Source organism: Falsirhodobacter sp. alg1 (assembly GCF_000739715.2).
Taxonomy (GTDB): domain Bacteria; phylum Pseudomonadota; class Alphaproteobacteria; order Rhodobacterales; family Rhodobacteraceae; genus Falsirhodobacter.
In genome coordinates, this window is sequence record NZ_BBJC02000005.1 from 210,387 (window position 1) to 225,576 (window position 15,190).

The following is a 15,190-nucleotide window of genomic DNA, read 5'->3' on the forward strand; positions in this document are numbered from 1 at the left end:
ACTATGACCAAGAAAATCTACTGCTCTTTCGGTGTCGATATCGATTCCGTAGCCGGATGGATCGGATCATATGGCGGCGCGGACAGCCCCTCGGACATACAGCGGGGCGTATTCGCAACCGAGGTTGGCATTCCCCGCCTTCTCAGGTTGTTTCGGAAATACGATCTGCAATCCTCTTTCTTCATACCCGGTCATTCGCTTGAGACGTTTCCCGATCAGATGAAGATGATCGTGGATGCGGGTCATGAGGTCGGCGCGCACGGCTATCTACATGAAAACCCCATCGCCATGACACCATCCCAGGAAGAGGAGGTTCTGGTCAAAAGCATCGAACTGATCGAGGGGCTGACGGGCAAGGCTCCCCGCGGCTATGTCGCACCTTGGTGGGAGATGTCGGAAAACACAGCGGCCCTTTTGCAGAAATACGGTTTCAGCTACGATCACAGCCAAGGATACCGAGATTTCCAGCCGTTCTATGCACGCGTCGGCGATTCATGGAACAAAATCGACTATTCCGGCCCTGCGGCCAACTGGATGAAACCGATGACGCATGGAAAGGAGATCGACCTCGTGGACATCGGCGCGAACTGGTACGTCGATGATCTTCCGCCCATGATGTTCATCAAAAGTGCCCCGAACAGCCATGGCTTTGTAAATCCTCGTGATATCGAGCAGATGTGGAAGGACCAGTTCGACTGGGTCTACCGCGAGATGGATTATGCAACCTTCTGCTTCACCATCCACCCCGATGTTTCCGGGCGCCCGCAGGTTTTGCTGATGCTGGAAAGGCTGATCGAATACATTTCGGGACATGATGGTGTTGAATGGGCGCCATTCGAAAAGATTGCCGATGATTTCCGCAAACGGTTTCCCTTTGACGCACCGGCACGCCCCGAGGTGATCTGATGTGCAATGCCTGCGGATTCCCCGAAAGGCCGGGCGCGTGGACCGAGGCGGGCGCTGCCAGCCTGCACGACAGATTGCGCGCGCGGCTGGTTCAGGGCGATATCGCAAACCGGATGCTGGGGCCGCATGGGCTATCGGCGCGGGATGCGGGGCCGGTCCCGGGGATCATGCTATCCACACGAACCGGGGCCGCAGTCCTTGTTCCCGACCTGCCAACCTTATGGGCAGAGGCCGCGCGGTTGCTTGGCGCCCCGGTTGATCCGCTGGATCCGCGCCTGTGCGACTGACCATTCTGGCCGGATATCTCGGTGCAGGAAAAACCACATGGCTGCGCCATCAGCGTCACATAGGCAACTTCGTACCGGCCCATGTCATCGTGAACGAGGCAGCCGGCATCCCGGTTGATGATGCGCTGCTGACGGGGGCACAGGTATTGGCCGGTGGATGCTGCTGCTGCGCAGGAAAAGAAGCGTTTCGCACCGCCCTTCACCAAAGGGCGGATCTGTCCAGCCGTGGTATGCCACAGGACGTTGTCATCGAAACAAGCGGGCTGGCAGATCCTGCCTCCATTCTGGAAATGATCCGGACCGACCCGCTTTTGCGCCACCATTTCACCTTGGAACCGACCACGGTTCTGGTAGATGCGTTACACGCGCGTGACCAGTTGATGTCCGACGCGCTGGCCCGACGCCAGATCACCGTCGCCGATCGCATCATATTGACCAAGGTCGACCAAGCGTCTCGCTCCGATATTCAGCTGTTGCTAGGGCTTCTTCAGAGGCTGGCCCCTATGGCCCGGATCGAGGGGTCCCATATGGGGGAACCATACCCCCTGCCATCTGCATCTGCCTTTGTAGGAGACCTGCCGGATACGGCCAATGATCCGCTACCGCAGGCCCACACACTGCACATGCCCGCCGATATGAACTGGACGGCCTTCGGTGTCTGGCTCTCTGCCCTGCTGCATGCCAGAGGACGGGACATCATGCGCGTCAAAGGTGTCATCCGTACGCCGGCAGGGCGGCTTCTGGTGCAGACCGTCCGGGGAATCGTCCAGAAACCCGAAGTAATTCCCAAAACGTCACACGCCATCGACAACCATCTGGTTTTTATCGGGCGCGGATATGACACGGATCGATTGGAACAATCCTTCCGAAAATTTGCCCGCCTTTAGATATCAGCCGCGACAAAGCCGTTGGGCACAATCCCCCGTGGTGCGGCCAACGAATATGGGGCACGCGGCACGAATTGCCCACCCCCTTCGGGCATCAGCACGTTATTGTCCTGCATCGCCCTTACACCGCGCAAATAGGTGGCAACGGGCCAGCCCGTAACCTTTATTCCGTCATAGGGTGTATAATCCACGGCATGCTGCATCAGGGTGTTATCCAGCACCACTTCGCGCGTCGGGTCCCACAAGACCAGATCGGCATCCGCCCCGATCACGATATCCCCTTTCTTCGGCGCAAGTCCGTAGAGTTTTGCCGGGTTCGTAGCTGTCAGCCGCACGAAATGATCCAGCGTGATCCGCCCCTTGATGACCCCTTCGGAAAACACCAGCGGCATGCGCGCGCCCACGCCCGGAACACCGTTCGGAATATCGCGAAAGCTTGCATCAGGGCCAGCTGCATCCTTGCCATGTACCCCCGTAAGGTTTGAGGCAGAATGGTCCGAGGAAATCACATCGATTACCCCGCGCCGGATCATGTCCCACATTTCTTCATGATCTGCTTTGGTCCGAGGAGACGGGCTACACATGAAGCCTGCGCCGTCCGGACGATCCATGTCGTCTTCGGTCAGCAGCAGGTATTGTGGACAGGTTTCCCCCCAGACCTTTAGCCCTCGCGCTTGCGCCCGCGCGATTTCTTCTGCCACTTCGGCACAGGAAACATGGAATATCTGGATGGGCGTATCCACCAGCTCTGCCAGACAAATCGCACGATATGTCGCCTCCCGCTCCACCACCTTCGGACGGGACCAGGAATGATATTTGGGTGTTGTCAAACCGGCAGCCAGCAGCTTTTCCGTCAACCATCCGATTGCATGATAATTCTCGCAGTGGACGGCCACCATTGCGCCCGATTTGCGCGCGGCAACAAGGACATCCAGAAACGCGCCATCATCCAAACGTGAAATGTCATAGGTCAAGAACACCTTCAGGCTGCGCATCCCCTTCGCGACAAGCGGCGGCAGTTCCGCAAGTATTTCCGGGGTCGGGTCCGTAATCGTCATATGGAACGAGTAATCGATGCGGGAACGCAAGGCGCGGCGCATGGACTCCGCAACCACATCGGCCATGTCATGATCCGGAATTTGCCTGATGAACGAGATGGCGGATGTCGTGCCCCCGGCCAAAGCAGAACGGCCCCCTGTATCAAAACTTTCGGCCTCATGGGTCAGGCCGGGCATCACTTCATCCAAGTGGCAATGTGTGTCCACACCACCTGGCGTGACGATCAGGCCGGTGGCATCCACTTCGGTCGCGGCAGGGCCGACGATCCCGAGTTGGACGATCTGCCCGCTGAAAATCCCGATATCACCCGAAAACACCCCGGAACTGGTGGCCACCTGCGCGTTGCGAATTGCAAGATCCAGTTTCATGGGCGGTCCTTTCGTGTCTCACAGGCAGGCAAAGCCTGCGCCATAGCATCGCCTTAACCGTATCCGGCAACTGACTATGCGCAACGCAAGCCGCCTTAAGCTTGTGCAACAGGCAGAGTTTTTTGCGCATTTGCGATACAATTAAGCAATACCAGCCAATATGCGCCCGCAAATAGGCACAACTGAAAAAATACAGCGCTCGACGTAGCGAACCACCTGCCCTTGGGAAAAGAAGCATGGATGATCGCGGCAAGGGCTTCCGTATCCCTGACACTCCAGCGTGGCACGGGCCGACGGAAAAAATGATGGAGAGTGGCGTGCTCATTCGGATCGAATACGATGACTGGCTTATTGCCTATAATACCAGCCAAGACCTCGGATTGTCGGCAAAGGCCATGCACCGGATTCTACCCGATCACCCGCTAAATTTCGAAGGCTGGAAGGCGATTATCTTACCGCCCACTACACATCTTATTGGGAAGATATTGCGAGAGTTGGGGCATCAAGCCTCAAATTTACCTACAGACCTGCCTGATTCGATGGATGATCATTGTCACGGACTGCAGCCCCAAACCCCACCCGAAATCGCCAGCCCCAAGACCCGACCATTGATAAAGTTTCACCTACACCGACTGGAGGCCGCATAATGACCATTGCCATCGACCCCGCTGCCCTGCGGCGTGCACCCGATGTTCCGACCTGCACCCTGCCAGCACGCCCCGAACCGCTGGTTGTCACCCCCGCTGAGACGGCTATCGTCGTGGTGGATATGCAGAACGCCTATGCCACCGCAGGCGGTTACGTCGACAAGGCGGGCTTCGACATTTCGGGAAACCGCGCCTGCATCGACAATATCGCCAAGGTGCTGACCGTGGCACGGGCGGCCAGGATTCCGGTCATCTATTTCCAGAATGGCTGGGATGCGGATTACATCGAGGCAGGCGGCCCCGGCTCGCCCAATTTTCACAAATCGAACGCGCTAAAGACAATGCGCGCAAGACCGGAACTGCAGGGGCAGTTTCTGGCAAAAGGCGGATGGGATTACGAGATCATTCCGGATCTGACCCCGCAGGAGGGCGATATTGTTGTGCCCAAGACCCGCTACTCGGGGTTTTTTAATTCCACGATGGACAGCACCCTGCGTGCCCGGGGAATACGCACCCTGATCTTTACCGGAATTGCCACGAATGTCTGCGTCGAAAGCTCGCTTCGGGATGCATTCCATCTGGAATATTTCGGTGTGATGCTTTCCGATGCCACCCACTGGCTGGGGCCGGAATACATGCAAAAAGCCAGTGAATACAATGTTGAAACTTTCTTTGGCTGGGTTTCATCTACCGCTGATTTCTGCGGTGCCGTCGGCCAAATTCCAACAACGGAGGCTTGAATGCCCAAAACATCCATCATCCCCGAAGGCACAACCAAGCCGATCGCGCCCTTCGTTCCCGGCACCAAGGCGGACGGCATCGTCTATGTCTCCGGTACTTTGCCATTCGATGCCGAGAACAACGTCGTTCATGTAGGCGACGCCGCGGCCCAGACACGCCATGTTCTGGAAACGATCAAACGCGTGATCGAGACAGCCGGCGGCACGATGGCCGACGTGACGATGAACCACATCTTCATCAAGGATTGGGCCGATTACGCTGCGGTAAACACAGTTTATGCCGAGTATTTCCCCGGAGAGAAGCCGGCACGCTTCTGCATCCAATGCGGCCTCGTGAAACCCGAAGCCTTGGTTGAAATTGCAACGATCGCGCATGTTGGATGATGCATTACACGGTATACGGCGGGCCTGAAGGCGCGGATACGGTAATTCTCTCATCGGGCCTTGGCGGTTCGGGGACATATTGGGCGCCTCAGATGGACGCGTTGACGGGCCGTTACCGGGTGATCACCTATGATCATCGGGGCTGCGGCAAAACCGGTGGCGAAGTTCCAGACAGTACAACGATTTCGGATATGGCGGATGATCTGGCAATGGTGCTGGACGCATCCGAAACACCCCGTGCGCATGTCGTGGGGCATGCATTGGGCGCATTGATCGGCATGGAGCTTGCGCTTTCCGCCCCTGATCGCGTCAGCAGCATTCTTGCAATCAACGCCTGGGCCAAAACCTCCGACCATTCACGCCGCTGTTTTGAGGCCAGGCTCCGCCTGCTGGATATCAGCGTGGAGGCATTTGTTCGCGCCCAACCCCTGTTTCTATATCCCGGCAACTGGATGGAGGAACATGCCGACCGGATGGCCGCCGAGGATGCCCATCACATCGCCCATTTCCAAGGCGCAGAGAATGTCCGCCGCCGGATCGCAGCCCTATCGGCCTTCGACATCACGGACCGGCTGCACGCACTGACCTGCCCTGTTCTGGCACTTGCCACCAAGGATGACCTGCTCGTGCCATATTCCCGTAGTGAAACGCTAATTCAGAGTTTGCCGAAAGGGAGCTTGCATATGATGGACCATGGCGCCCACGCGGTGAACATCACTCAACCCGATGCGTTCAACATTGAGATGATGCGGTTTCTGGAAGGGCTATAAAGGAGACCTTGCCCGTCGTTAAACGCGACGGGCGGGTGCGCATGGCTGTGTATTGAACCAATTCCTACAGCGACAGCCGTATGTCATGTTTATCTCGGATATTTCCCAGCTGCCTGACTGAACCTTGGGCAGGTATGCCTGAAAGGGGTTTGTGGTCGTAAAGGGGCTGATGGCTGCAGATCCACCTATGCAGTCAGCATGATCCTGACTCTAGAAATTCGTATCATGATAGTCTAAGTCACCAGCACTCATACGCAGATATAAACACGATTTCTGCAACTATATCTATGTATTAGAAGAAGACATGAATGTATGGCATTAGCCATCTATCAGCATAAATACGTGGTATCAGCTGCACTTATGCGATGGCTTTCATACTCGGTAACAATCGTCAAAATTGTTCGGGAATACGGCGCCTCAAAATGATATGCGTACGGTCAGGAACCATTTCCCCCGCTAGCGCGAATACCCATATTATTTTTAAGTAATACATATTTGAGAAGCAATTCTCACCTGATCTATCATACGGGGATCTAGCATCAGCTTGAGAGTCGTACCCAGTATCAGCCCCGTAATGCGGATAGCTCTATGGAGAAACGTGTCTTTCCAATGACACAGCACCAGCCTCTTACCGTCTTTCAGCTTCCCAAGTAGAAACCGGAAGCCCCACTACCTCCGTCATTAATCTTTCATATCCCTGTCATGCAATGATCACGTCCGGCTGCGAGGTGTCCGTCCAAACAAAGGATGCCCGCTTTGCTGCACGTTGAGAATGTCACCAAGATCTTCGGCCAGACGGCCGCCGTTGATAACGCCAGCTTCACGATCGATCGCCCTGCGATGGTCGGGATCATCGGTCGGTCCGGGGCAGGGAAATCCACGTTTCTGCGGATGATGAACCGCCTGACGGATGCCACCTCTGGGCGGCTGATGTTCAACGGTACGGATATCCTGCAATTGAAGGGGCGTGATAAACGTGCCTGGCAAAGCCAATGCGCGATGATCTTCCAGCAGTTCAATCTTGTGCCGCGCATGGATGTTGTCTCGAATGTCCTGCACGGGCTGCTGAACCGCCGGGGAACCCTGCCTACATTGTTCAACATGTGGCCGGCAGCCGATATCCATCGCGCCATCGATATCCTCGATCGCCTCGGCATTGCAGAGCAGGCCGCCAAGCGGGCCGAGGCCTTGTCCGGGGGGCAGCAACAGCGTGTGGCGATTGCCCGAGCCCTGATGCAGGACCCACAGGTCATTCTGGCTGATGAGCCTATTGCCAGCCTTGACCCGATGAACGCACAGGTCGTGATGGATGCCCTTCGCCGTATTCATGAAGAAGACGGCCGCACCATTATCGCCAACCTTCATACACTTGATACGGCGCGCCGCTATTGTGACCGGGTGATCGGCATGCGGGCGGGTCGTATCGTATTCGACGGCACCCCGGACCAGCTCACGACCTCTGTCGCTCGCGAGATCTACGGCGCAGGCGCGGAGTTCCGCGAAGAAGCCACGTCCACCTCCATCGCCGCCCTTCAATCCAATGACGCACAGAACCGCACCTTTGCGGGTTCGATGCTGTCCGACTGATTTTTCAAACCGGAGAAGACCATGAAACGGATGCTTGCCGCGCTGCTTGCTACGACCGTCATTGCAGCCCCTCTGCACGCGCAGGAAATCACAGGGCTGAATATCGGCATTCTGGGGGGTGAAAATGCCCAGGATCGCCTTTCCAATCAGGAATGCTATCGCAGCGCAATCGAAGACGCGCTTGGCGTCCCTGTGAAAATCTTCACGCCGGCCGATTATGACGGTGTCATTCAGGGGTTGCTGGGCGGAACGCTGGATATGGCATGGCTGGGGGCTTCCGCCTATGCCAAAATCTACCTGACCGATCCGGAAGCCGTCACCCCGGTTCTGATCAAACAGAATATGGACGGGTCCATCGGTTACTACTCCATCGGCATTGCCCGCAAGGACAGCGGGATCACGTCGATCGAGGACATGAAGGGCAAGGTCATGGGGTTCGGTGATACCAACTCCACGTCGGGCTATCTGATCCCGAATGTTGAAATGACCGAAGCCGGCATCGATATGGAACCCGGCAAGTATTTCTCCGACATCCGGTTCACCGGCGGGCACGAGCAGACAATCGTTGCCGTAAACAACGGTGATATCGACGGTGGCGTAACCTATGCTGACGGTCAGGGCGCTTGGGAAGACGGCTATAACTCCGGCGCGTTGCGCAAGGCTGCCGACTCCGGCCTGATCGACATGAACGATCTGGTCCAGATCTGGCAATCGCGTGAAATTCCCGAAGGCCCGATGGTTGTCCGGAATGCCCTTCCCGAGGATGTCCGCACGAAGGTTACCGAATTGACTGCCAACCTGTGGGAAAACGATCCGGATTGCGCCTATGGCGTTGCTGGCGGCGAGGCGAAAGATTTCATCCCCGTCACCCATGATCAATACAGATCGATCGTAGAAGCCCGCCGGATGAACGGTGGCTGATCGTGCCGGGCGGGTCCATGTGGCCCGCCCACTTCGTAGGACAGATAATGACTGATACAGCCCAGATCCAAGACAGCTATATGGCACAGGTGCGGCGCAAGCGCACCTATTCGACGATCCTTCTGGTCGTTTTCGTGGCCATGATGGCCAGCGGCTTTCATCTTGCCAATGATCGCAATGCGGGCGGCTTTCTTGCTGGCATCCCCCGCCTGTTCGATTTCCCAGCTGAATTGCTGGGCGAAGCCTTTGCCAAAGCGGCAAATCTTCCAGGCCTTGTCTGGCACTATTTGCCTGCCTTGGTGGAGACGCTGAACATCGCCGCAGCGGCGACCCTGATCGGCGCAATTCTGGGCGGCTTCCTGTCATTGATGGTCACGCCGGGTTTGGCCCCCTTTCCCCGTCTTGTATCGCCGCTGCGGCGTGTGCTGGATATCACCCGCGCGGTCCCCGATGTCGTGGTAGCGTTGATCCTGATCTTCATGCTGTCCAGCGGTCCTGTTCCTGCCATGATCGCGATTGCGCTTCATACAACAGGCGCACTTGGCAAACTGTTTGCCGAGGTGAACGAGAATGCAGACACCAAGCCGGTCGAGGGCTTGCAATCCGTGGGGGCGGGCTGGTTCCAGCGCATGCTCTTGGGCGTCGTGCCACAGGTCGCGCCCAACTGGCTGTCCTATGCCCTGCTGCGGTTTGAGATCAACGTGCGGGCTTCGGCCATTCTGGGGTTTGTCGGTGCGGGCGGAATTGGTGCCGAACTGAAGATCGCCATCGGCTGGGGCCTTGGACGTTATGACGCCGCCGCCGCAATTTTCATTCTGCTGTTCCTGACGATCATGATCATCGACCAGATCTCGGGGCATTTCCGCCATGTTCTGGTGAAGGGCCGCGCATGACCACTGTTCCCTATGTCGAGGCGCATCGCCGGATCGCCCGCAAACGCCTGACAGGCTTTGCCTTGCTTGCGGGTGTCATTGCCTATCTCGTCTATATTTTCTTTGCCTTCGATATGCCGGGGCTGGCGCAGAGGGTGCGGCTGGATAACGCGGCAATCCTGCTGCGTGATACCTACAGCCATCGCATTCAGGTTACCCGTGATAATCGTCGTGATACCACCAGCGTTTCGGTGGACGGAGAGCGTAACGGCCAATACCCAGCCGACCGCTGGCCTGATTGGGTGCAGAACGCGGAAGGTGGCACCGCCATCAACCTGACGCATGGCGTCACGGTCCGATATGAGGATGATGCTGTTCGGATGGCTGTACCGGACTATGGGCAGATCACGATCATTCCGGCGCAATCGGGCATCGAACTGTTCACTCCCGACGGGCAGATCCCTGAATGGATCAGCGCATCAGATACCCGCGTCGCCATTACCCGCCCCGAGGGCCGACTAACCGTGACAAAGGCCCGGACGGAAACGTTCCGGTATTTCCTTGGCTGGCCGCTGTTCTTCTTTACCACCGATAGCCCGTTTCATTACATGACATGGACCGAGCTGGCCCGCTCGGCGCTGTCTTCGGATCGTATCGTTGCAGATCAGTCCAACCTGTCGGCCATGTGGCACGATTTCTGGTACAACCCGATGTGGCGGCACAATGCTGTTGCCTGGGCAATCTTCGAGACCCTGATGATGGCCTTTCTGGGCACGATGATGGGGGCCATGATCGCGCTTCCCCTGGCCTTCCTGTCGGCGCGGAACTTCGGCCCATCCATGCCGATCCGCTTTGCGATCCGGCGCGTGTTCGATTTCTGCCGCGGCGTGGATGGCCTGATCTGGACGATCATTCTGGCACGCGCCTTTGGCCCCGGGCCCATGACGGGGGCGCTGGCCATCATGCTGACGGACACCGGCAGCTTCGGCAAACTGTTTTCCGAAGTTCTGGAAACCACCGACAGCAAGCAGGTCGAGGGCTTGCGCTCAACCGGGGCAAATGCCCTGCAGCGCGGCCGTTTTGGCGTCATCCCGCAGGTAATGCCCGTGATTGCCAGCCAGATCCTCTATATGCTGGAGTCGAATACACGTGGCGCGACCGTCATCGGCGCTATCGTGGGTGGCGGGATCGGCCTTTTGTTGACTCAGGCCATTCAGACCCAGAAGGATTGGGAAGATGTGACCTATTACATCATTCTCGTGATCCTGATGGTCATGATGATGGACGGCATTTCCGGCTGGATCCGCCGTCGGCTGATCAAAGGCTAATCCGGCGTGACGGATAGCGTCACCCGTTCACCCGCGAACCAGGTGTGCCCGTATTCCACGGGCACACCATTTTCATCGATATTGATCGACACCGAACGCAGGATCGGATCTCCCTCGCGCAGGCGCAGATGCAGGGCCATCGTGGCCGTGGCGCGTTTGGCGGCAAGGCGGGTATCGGCCCGTGTGTAATCCGGCACACCCTGCCGCGCCAGAACCCTGGTCACGGATGGCTCTTCCTTCAGCAGGGGCAGCATGTCGGGAAAACGTTCCGCCGGAAAAACCGAACGATAAAGCGCGATCGGCATCGTATCGGCATGGCTGATCCCCTCGATCACATGCACAGGCGATCCTGCGGGCACCTGCAGGGCAGTAGCCTCGGCCATATTTGCACGACGCGTTTCAAGGTTCAGCACGACACGGCCCGCCTCGCGCCCGGCTGCAGCGAGGGTGGTGGAGAACCGCGTTCGGCGCTTGATGGGATATTCCACCCCCTGCCCCTGCACGAAAACGCCGGCACCGCGCCGGGCATAGACCAGCCCGCGCGCTGCCAGATCGGCCAACGCCCGCCGCACGGTATGGCGATTTACCCCGAACCTTCTTGCCAGTTCGGCTTCGGTCGGCAGCTTCTCTCCGGCACAGCGCTGACCCGAGGTGATTTCAGCCGAAATCGTTTCGGCGATGGCGGTCCAGATCGTGCTGCGTGCTGTCATACAAATGTCACCGCTTGGGGGGTTGAGGGACTCATGTTCATCCGCTACCTGTCTAGTTGTATATATAACTAGACAACTTTGCAAGGTGTCGAAGATGGACCTGTTAGAACGGCGCAACTGGATGGGCCTTTTGGCGCGCGCCAACCCCGAACGGCTTGGAGATTTGCTGGGAGATCTGCCGGAACACAGCTTTGCCCGCGCCCCCGAGATTGGAACTGTCATGGTACAGGGGCGGACCGGCGGCACCGGCGCACCATTCAACATCGGCGAGATAACGGTGACACGCTGCACACTGCGGTTGGCTTCCGGCACAATCGGGCATTCCTGCGTACAAGGGCGTAACAAGACCCATGCCACATGCGCCGCAATTGTCGATGCATTGATGCAGGATACACCCGCCCGGTTCATGGAGCGTATTCTGACACCGCTGGCAAACGATGCGAGCCAGTCCGCATCGCTGCGCCACGCCAAGGCCGAGGCAACCAAGGTCGAATTCTTTACACTGGTACGGGGAGAGGACTGATGGCCGATATTCTGGCAGGCGGGTTCAGCAATGCGCCGCACCAAGCCGCCCACGCCTTTCGTGTCGCACTTGATGCAATGGCCCGCCCGGGGACACGTCATTGCCTGGAAACCGCAAAAGCCCCTGCCCCCCTGTCACAGGCCGCAGCCACATTGCTGCTGACGCTCGCAGATACAACCACGCCCGTCTATCTGGCTGGTGCATGCAATACCCCCGACATACAGGCGTGGGTCCGGTTCCATACCGGTGCACCGTTGGCGCAGGCAGATGCAGCTGCTTTTGCAATTGGAACGTGGGAAGCGCTGGCCCCCCTTGAGCGTTTTGCAACCGGCACTGCCGAATATCCCGACCGGTCTACCACACTGATTGTGGAACTGGCCGAATTCGGCAACGACACGCATAGGTTGACCGGGCCCGGAATTGACGGCGAGGCGACTGCCTATCTGCCCGGCGACCGGCTAGCCCGCTTTCCATTGGGGGTGGACCTGTTCCTGACCAGTGGCGCCACGCTATCTGCCCTTCCCCGCAGCACGAAAATAGAGGCGCTCTGATGTATGTTGCCGTAAAAGGGGGCGAACGGGCCATCCGGAACGCCCACGCATGGCTGGCCGAGGAACGCCGGGGCGATCCGGACATTCCCGAACTCACCATCCCCCAGATCCGCGCGCAAATGGCCCTGGCCGTCAATCGCGTCATGGCCGAAGGCTCGCTTCATGATCCCGACCTTGCCGCATTGGCCATCAAACAGGCCCGTGGAGACCTGATCGAGGCAATTTTCCTGATCCGCGCCTATCGGACCACTCTGCCCAGGTTCGGAACATCGACCCCCGTCGATACCGCAGATATGGCCGTGTCACGCAGGATCTCCGCCACGTTCAAGGATGCGCCCGGCGGTCAGATCCTCGGGCCCACCTTTGACTATACGCACCGGCTACTGGATTTTTCCCTGATGGCGAATGGGGATCCCCCGGCGGCCCCCAAAGCATCGGCTGATCCGCAGCCCGTCCCGCATATCCTGTCCTTTCTGGATACCGACGGCCTGATCGAACCCGCCCCACATAGCGATGCCACCCCCCGCGATCTGACGCGCGAACCGTTGGAATTACCTGCGGACCGGGCGCTCCGACTGCAGGCCCTAACCCGTGCGGATGAAGGATTCCTGCTTGGACTCGCCTATTCCACACAGCGCGGATACGGGCGAAACCACGCATTTGTCGGTGAATTGCGGATTGGTACCGTTTGCGTGGAGATGGAGATTCCCGAACTGGGGTTTGCAGTCGATATCGGCGAGATCGAGCTGACCGAATGCGAAACCGTCAACCAGTTCACCGGATCAAAAACAGAGCCTGCGCAGTTTACGCGCGGCTACGGGCTGACATTCGGCCAAACCGAGCGCAAGGCGATCAGCATGGCACTGGTGGACCGTGCCCTTCGCTGGCGTGAACTGGGAGAAGATGATCAAGGCGCGCCCGCGCAGGATGAAGAATTCGTTCTGTCCCATTGCGACAACATTCAGGCCACGGGTTTTCTCGAACATATCAAACTGCCCCATTATGTGGATTTTCAGGCGGAACTGGAGCTTATCCGTCGCCTGCGTGCCGCAGCATCGGAGGATGCAGAATGAGCGACTATAATTTCGCCTATCTGGATGAGGATACGAAGCGGATGATCCGGCGCGCCCTGCTGAAGGCGGTGGCAATCCCGAGCTATCAGGTTCCCTTTGCAAGCCGCGAAATGCCCATGCCATATGGCTGGGGCACCGGGGGTGTGCAGGTGACAGCAGCATGTCTCAAAGCGGATGACACGCTGAAGGTGATCGACCAGGGGGCCGATGATACGACGAACGCCGTATCGATCCGTAGCTTCTTCCAGCGCACAGCCGATGTTGCGGTAACCGAATGCACGCAAGAAGCCTCCATCATCCAGACCCGCCACCGCATTCCAGAGGCTCCGTTGCACGAAGGCCAGATCATGGTGTTTCAGGTGCCCATCCCCGAACCGCTGCGGTTTCTGGAGCCTCGGGAGACAGAGACCCGCAGAATGCACGCTTTGGCCGATTACGGGCTGATGCAGGTAAAGCTGTACGAGGATATTGCCAAGCACGGCGAGATCGCCACCGCCTACGCCTATCCGGTCAAGGTAGAGGGGCGTTACGTCATGGACCCGTCCCCGATCCCGAAGTTCGATAACCCCAAGCTGGACAACAGCCCGGCCCTGATGCTGTTCGGGGCGGGACGCGAACAACGCATATATGCCCTGCCCCCCTATACGAGCGTCCAAAGCCTTGATTTCGAGGATTTCCCCTTCGCCGCGACCAAGGCGGATCATAGCTGCACAATATGCGGCGCGGTCGACAGCTATCTGGATGAAATCATTACCGATGATGCCGGCGGACGCATGTTCGTCTGCTCCGACACCTCATATTGTTCCGAAAGGGCCGCATCATGACCCCTCTGCTTCAGGTGCGCGGGATCGAAAAGCGCTATGGCACACGCATCGGCTGCACGGATGTGAGCTTCGATCTCTACCCCGGTGAGGTGATGGGCATTGTGGGAGAAAGCGGCTCCGGCAAGTCCACCATGCTGTCCTGTCTGGCCGGGCATCAACCCAGCGATGCGGGACAGGTCATTTTCGAGGGTCAGGATGTTCTGACGCTGAGCGAAGCCGAACGGCGCCGCCTTGGCCGGACCGACTGGGCCTTTGTCCATCAGAACCCGCGTGACGGACTGCGGATGAATGTGTCGGCCGGTGGCAATGTAGGCGAACGGTTGATGGCGGTGGGCGCACGCCACTATGGGGATATCCGCCATACGGCAACAGGATGGCTGGAAAGGGTGGAGATTTCATCAGACCGGATCGATGATCGCCCGCGGCAGTTCTCGGGCGGCATGCAGCAGCGGCTGCAGATCGCGCGCAATCTGGTGACGGGGCCACGGCTTGTCTTCATGGATGAACCGACAGGCGGCTTGGATGTCAGCGTGCAGGCACGCCTGCTGGATCTGTTGCGCGGCCTGGTCCGCCGCATGGGGCTGTCGGCCATCATCGTAACACATGATCTGGCCGTGGTGCGTCTACTGGCGGACCGCCTGATGGTGATGAAGGGGGGCCATGTGGTCGAAACCGGGCTGACCGATCAGGTACTGGATGATCCGCAGCACGCCTATACTCAGCTTCTGGTTTCCTCGGTTTTGCAGGTGTGAT

Annotated in this window: 18 protein-coding genes; 16 read left to right on the forward strand and 2 right to left on the reverse strand. The window is 58.2% G+C overall.

Features of this window, described 5'->3' with window-relative positions:
- The first annotated feature begins 3 nt into the window (after positions 1 to 3).
- Genes TR36_RS11170 through TR36_RS11180 form a run of 3 tightly spaced genes read left to right on the forward strand, consistent with a single transcriptional unit; the run spans position 4 to position 2,080 of the window.
- Positions 4 to 906 (forward strand): polysaccharide deacetylase, encoded by a 903-nt coding sequence (locus tag TR36_RS11170; protein WP_045392777.1) that lies wholly within the window; start codon positions 4 to 6, stop codon positions 904 to 906.
- Positions 906 to 1,193, forward strand: coding sequence for a hypothetical protein (locus TR36_RS11175; RefSeq protein WP_045392515.1), 288 nt, complete (start codon positions 906 to 908; stop codon positions 1,191 to 1,193). The genes TR36_RS11170 and TR36_RS11175 overlap by 1 nt, the downstream gene beginning before the upstream one ends.
- Positions 1,184 to 2,080, forward strand: a complete 897-nt coding sequence (locus tag TR36_RS11180; protein ID WP_045392512.1) for a GTP-binding protein — start codon at positions 1,184 to 1,186, stop codon at positions 2,078 to 2,080. Before TR36_RS11175 ends, TR36_RS11180 begins: the two co-directional genes overlap by 10 nt.
- Here TR36_RS11180 and hydA read toward each other — a convergent pair.
- The gene (gene hydA / locus TR36_RS11185; protein WP_045392509.1) at positions 2,077 to 3,507 is read right to left on the reverse strand and encodes a dihydropyrimidinase; all 1,431 of its coding nucleotides are present in this window, start codon (positions 3,505 to 3,507) and stop codon (positions 2,077 to 2,079) included. The genes TR36_RS11180 and hydA overlap by 4 nt on opposite strands.
- A gap of 236 nt (positions 3,508 to 3,743) precedes the next feature.
- Between hydA and TR36_RS11190 the strand changes: the two genes are divergently transcribed.
- From TR36_RS11190 to phnE (TR36_RS11225), 8 genes are all read left to right on the forward strand, one after another.
- Complete coding sequence (locus TR36_RS11190; protein WP_062763244.1) at positions 3,744 to 4,154, forward strand: hypothetical protein; 411 nt, start codon at positions 3,744 to 3,746, stop codon at positions 4,152 to 4,154.
- Positions 4,154 to 4,894 (forward strand): pyrimidine utilization protein B, encoded by a 741-nt coding sequence (gene rutB, locus TR36_RS11195; RefSeq protein ID WP_045392503.1) that lies wholly within the window; start codon positions 4,154 to 4,156, stop codon positions 4,892 to 4,894. The genes TR36_RS11190 and rutB overlap by 1 nt, the downstream gene beginning before the upstream one ends.
- On the forward strand, positions 4,895 to 5,278 hold the full coding sequence (rutC, locus tag TR36_RS11200) for a pyrimidine utilization protein C (RefSeq protein ID WP_045392500.1): 384 nt from the start codon (positions 4,895 to 4,897) through the stop codon (positions 5,276 to 5,278).
- Entirely contained in the window at positions 5,278 to 6,048 is a 771-nt protein-coding gene (gene rutD, locus TR36_RS11205; protein ID WP_153010553.1) for a pyrimidine utilization protein D, read from the forward strand. Before rutC ends, rutD begins: the two co-directional genes overlap by 1 nt.
- Before the next feature lie 756 nt (positions 6,049 to 6,804).
- Positions 6,805 to 7,635 (forward strand): phosphonate ABC transporter ATP-binding protein, encoded by an 831-nt coding sequence (phnC, locus tag TR36_RS11210; RefSeq protein WP_045392494.1) that lies wholly within the window; start codon positions 6,805 to 6,807, stop codon positions 7,633 to 7,635.
- Between the two features lie 21 nt (positions 7,636 to 7,656).
- Entirely contained in the window at positions 7,657 to 8,556 is a 900-nt protein-coding gene (phnD, locus tag TR36_RS11215) for a phosphonate ABC transporter substrate-binding protein (protein ID WP_045392491.1), read from the forward strand.
- 47 nt (positions 8,557 to 8,603) lie between these two features.
- Positions 8,604 to 9,449, forward strand: coding sequence for a phosphonate ABC transporter, permease protein PhnE (gene phnE / locus TR36_RS11220; RefSeq protein ID WP_062763246.1), 846 nt, complete (start codon positions 8,604 to 8,606; stop codon positions 9,447 to 9,449).
- Positions 9,446 to 10,756: a phosphonate ABC transporter, permease protein PhnE gene (phnE, locus tag TR36_RS11225; protein WP_045392485.1), complete on the forward strand. Its 1,311-nt coding sequence runs from the start codon at positions 9,446 to 9,448 to the stop codon at positions 10,754 to 10,756. The genes phnE (TR36_RS11220) and phnE (TR36_RS11225) overlap by 4 nt, the downstream gene beginning before the upstream one ends.
- On the opposite strand, the gene phnF is transcribed toward phnE (TR36_RS11225), so the two are convergent.
- Positions 10,753 to 11,466 (reverse strand): phosphonate metabolism transcriptional regulator PhnF, encoded by a 714-nt coding sequence (gene phnF / locus TR36_RS11230; RefSeq protein ID WP_045392482.1) that lies wholly within the window; start codon positions 11,464 to 11,466, stop codon positions 10,753 to 10,755. The two genes, phnE (TR36_RS11225) and phnF, sit on opposite strands and share 4 nt — an antisense overlap.
- A gap of 94 nt (positions 11,467 to 11,560) precedes the next feature.
- Here phnF and phnG point away from each other — a divergent pair, with 94 nt between their 5' ends.
- The 5 genes from phnG to phnK are packed head-to-tail and all read left to right on the forward strand — an operon-like array spanning position 11,561 to position 15,189.
- Complete coding sequence (gene phnG / locus TR36_RS11235; RefSeq protein ID WP_082714935.1) at positions 11,561 to 11,989, forward strand: phosphonate C-P lyase system protein PhnG; 429 nt, start codon at positions 11,561 to 11,563, stop codon at positions 11,987 to 11,989.
- On the forward strand, positions 11,989 to 12,540 hold the full coding sequence (phnH, locus tag TR36_RS11240; RefSeq protein ID WP_045392476.1) for a phosphonate C-P lyase system protein PhnH: 552 nt from the start codon (positions 11,989 to 11,991) through the stop codon (positions 12,538 to 12,540). The genes phnG and phnH overlap by 1 nt, the downstream gene beginning before the upstream one ends.
- Positions 12,540 to 13,613: a carbon-phosphorus lyase complex subunit PhnI gene (locus tag TR36_RS11245; protein WP_045392473.1), complete on the forward strand. Its 1,074-nt coding sequence runs from the start codon at positions 12,540 to 12,542 to the stop codon at positions 13,611 to 13,613. The genes phnH and TR36_RS11245 overlap by 1 nt, the downstream gene beginning before the upstream one ends.
- Entirely contained in the window at positions 13,610 to 14,437 is an 828-nt protein-coding gene (locus tag TR36_RS11250) for an alpha-D-ribose 1-methylphosphonate 5-phosphate C-P-lyase PhnJ (protein WP_045392470.1), read from the forward strand. The genes TR36_RS11245 and TR36_RS11250 overlap by 4 nt, the downstream gene beginning before the upstream one ends.
- On the forward strand, positions 14,434 to 15,189 hold the full coding sequence (phnK, locus tag TR36_RS11255) for a phosphonate C-P lyase system protein PhnK (RefSeq protein WP_045392467.1): 756 nt from the start codon (positions 14,434 to 14,436) through the stop codon (positions 15,187 to 15,189). Before TR36_RS11250 ends, phnK begins: the two co-directional genes overlap by 4 nt.
- The last annotated feature ends 1 nt before the right edge of the window (position 15,190 follow it).

Excerpts from the sequence above, each read along its gene's own strand:
- TR36_RS11170 (WP_045392777.1), top strand. The coding sequence starts at position 4 with ATGACCAAGAAAATCTACTGCTCTTTCGGTGTCGATATCGATTCCGTA.
- TR36_RS11175 (WP_045392515.1), top strand. The coding sequence starts at position 906 with ATGTGCAATGCCTGCGGATTCCCCGAAAGGCCGGGCGCGTGGACCGAG.
- hydA (WP_045392509.1), bottom strand. The coding sequence starts at position 3,507 with ATGAAACTGGATCTTGCAATTCGCAACGCGCAGGTGGCCACCAGTTCC.
- TR36_RS11190 (WP_062763244.1), top strand. The coding sequence starts at position 3,744 with ATGGATGATCGCGGCAAGGGCTTCCGTATCCCTGACACTCCAGCGTGG.
- rutB (WP_045392503.1), top strand. The coding sequence starts at position 4,154 with ATGACCATTGCCATCGACCCCGCTGCCCTGCGGCGTGCACCCGATGTT.
- rutC (WP_045392500.1), top strand. The coding sequence starts at position 4,895 with ATGCCCAAAACATCCATCATCCCCGAAGGCACAACCAAGCCGATCGCG.
- rutD (WP_153010553.1), top strand. The coding sequence starts at position 5,278 with ATGCATTACACGGTATACGGCGGGCCTGAAGGCGCGGATACGGTAATT.
- phnD (WP_045392491.1), top strand. The coding sequence starts at position 7,657 with ATGAAACGGATGCTTGCCGCGCTGCTTGCTACGACCGTCATTGCAGCC.
- phnE (WP_062763246.1), top strand. The coding sequence starts at position 8,604 with ATGACTGATACAGCCCAGATCCAAGACAGCTATATGGCACAGGTGCGG.
- phnE (WP_045392485.1), top strand. The coding sequence starts at position 9,446 with ATGACCACTGTTCCCTATGTCGAGGCGCATCGCCGGATCGCCCGCAAA.
- phnF (WP_045392482.1), bottom strand. The coding sequence starts at position 11,466 with ATGACAGCACGCAGCACGATCTGGACCGCCATCGCCGAAACGATTTCG.
- phnG (WP_082714935.1), top strand. The coding sequence starts at position 11,561 with ATGGACCTGTTAGAACGGCGCAACTGGATGGGCCTTTTGGCGCGCGCC.
- phnH (WP_045392476.1), top strand. The coding sequence starts at position 11,989 with ATGGCCGATATTCTGGCAGGCGGGTTCAGCAATGCGCCGCACCAAGCC.
- TR36_RS11245 (WP_045392473.1), top strand. The coding sequence starts at position 12,540 with ATGTATGTTGCCGTAAAAGGGGGCGAACGGGCCATCCGGAACGCCCAC.
- TR36_RS11250 (WP_045392470.1), top strand. The coding sequence starts at position 13,610 with ATGAGCGACTATAATTTCGCCTATCTGGATGAGGATACGAAGCGGATG.
- phnK (WP_045392467.1), top strand. The coding sequence starts at position 14,434 with ATGACCCCTCTGCTTCAGGTGCGCGGGATCGAAAAGCGCTATGGCACA.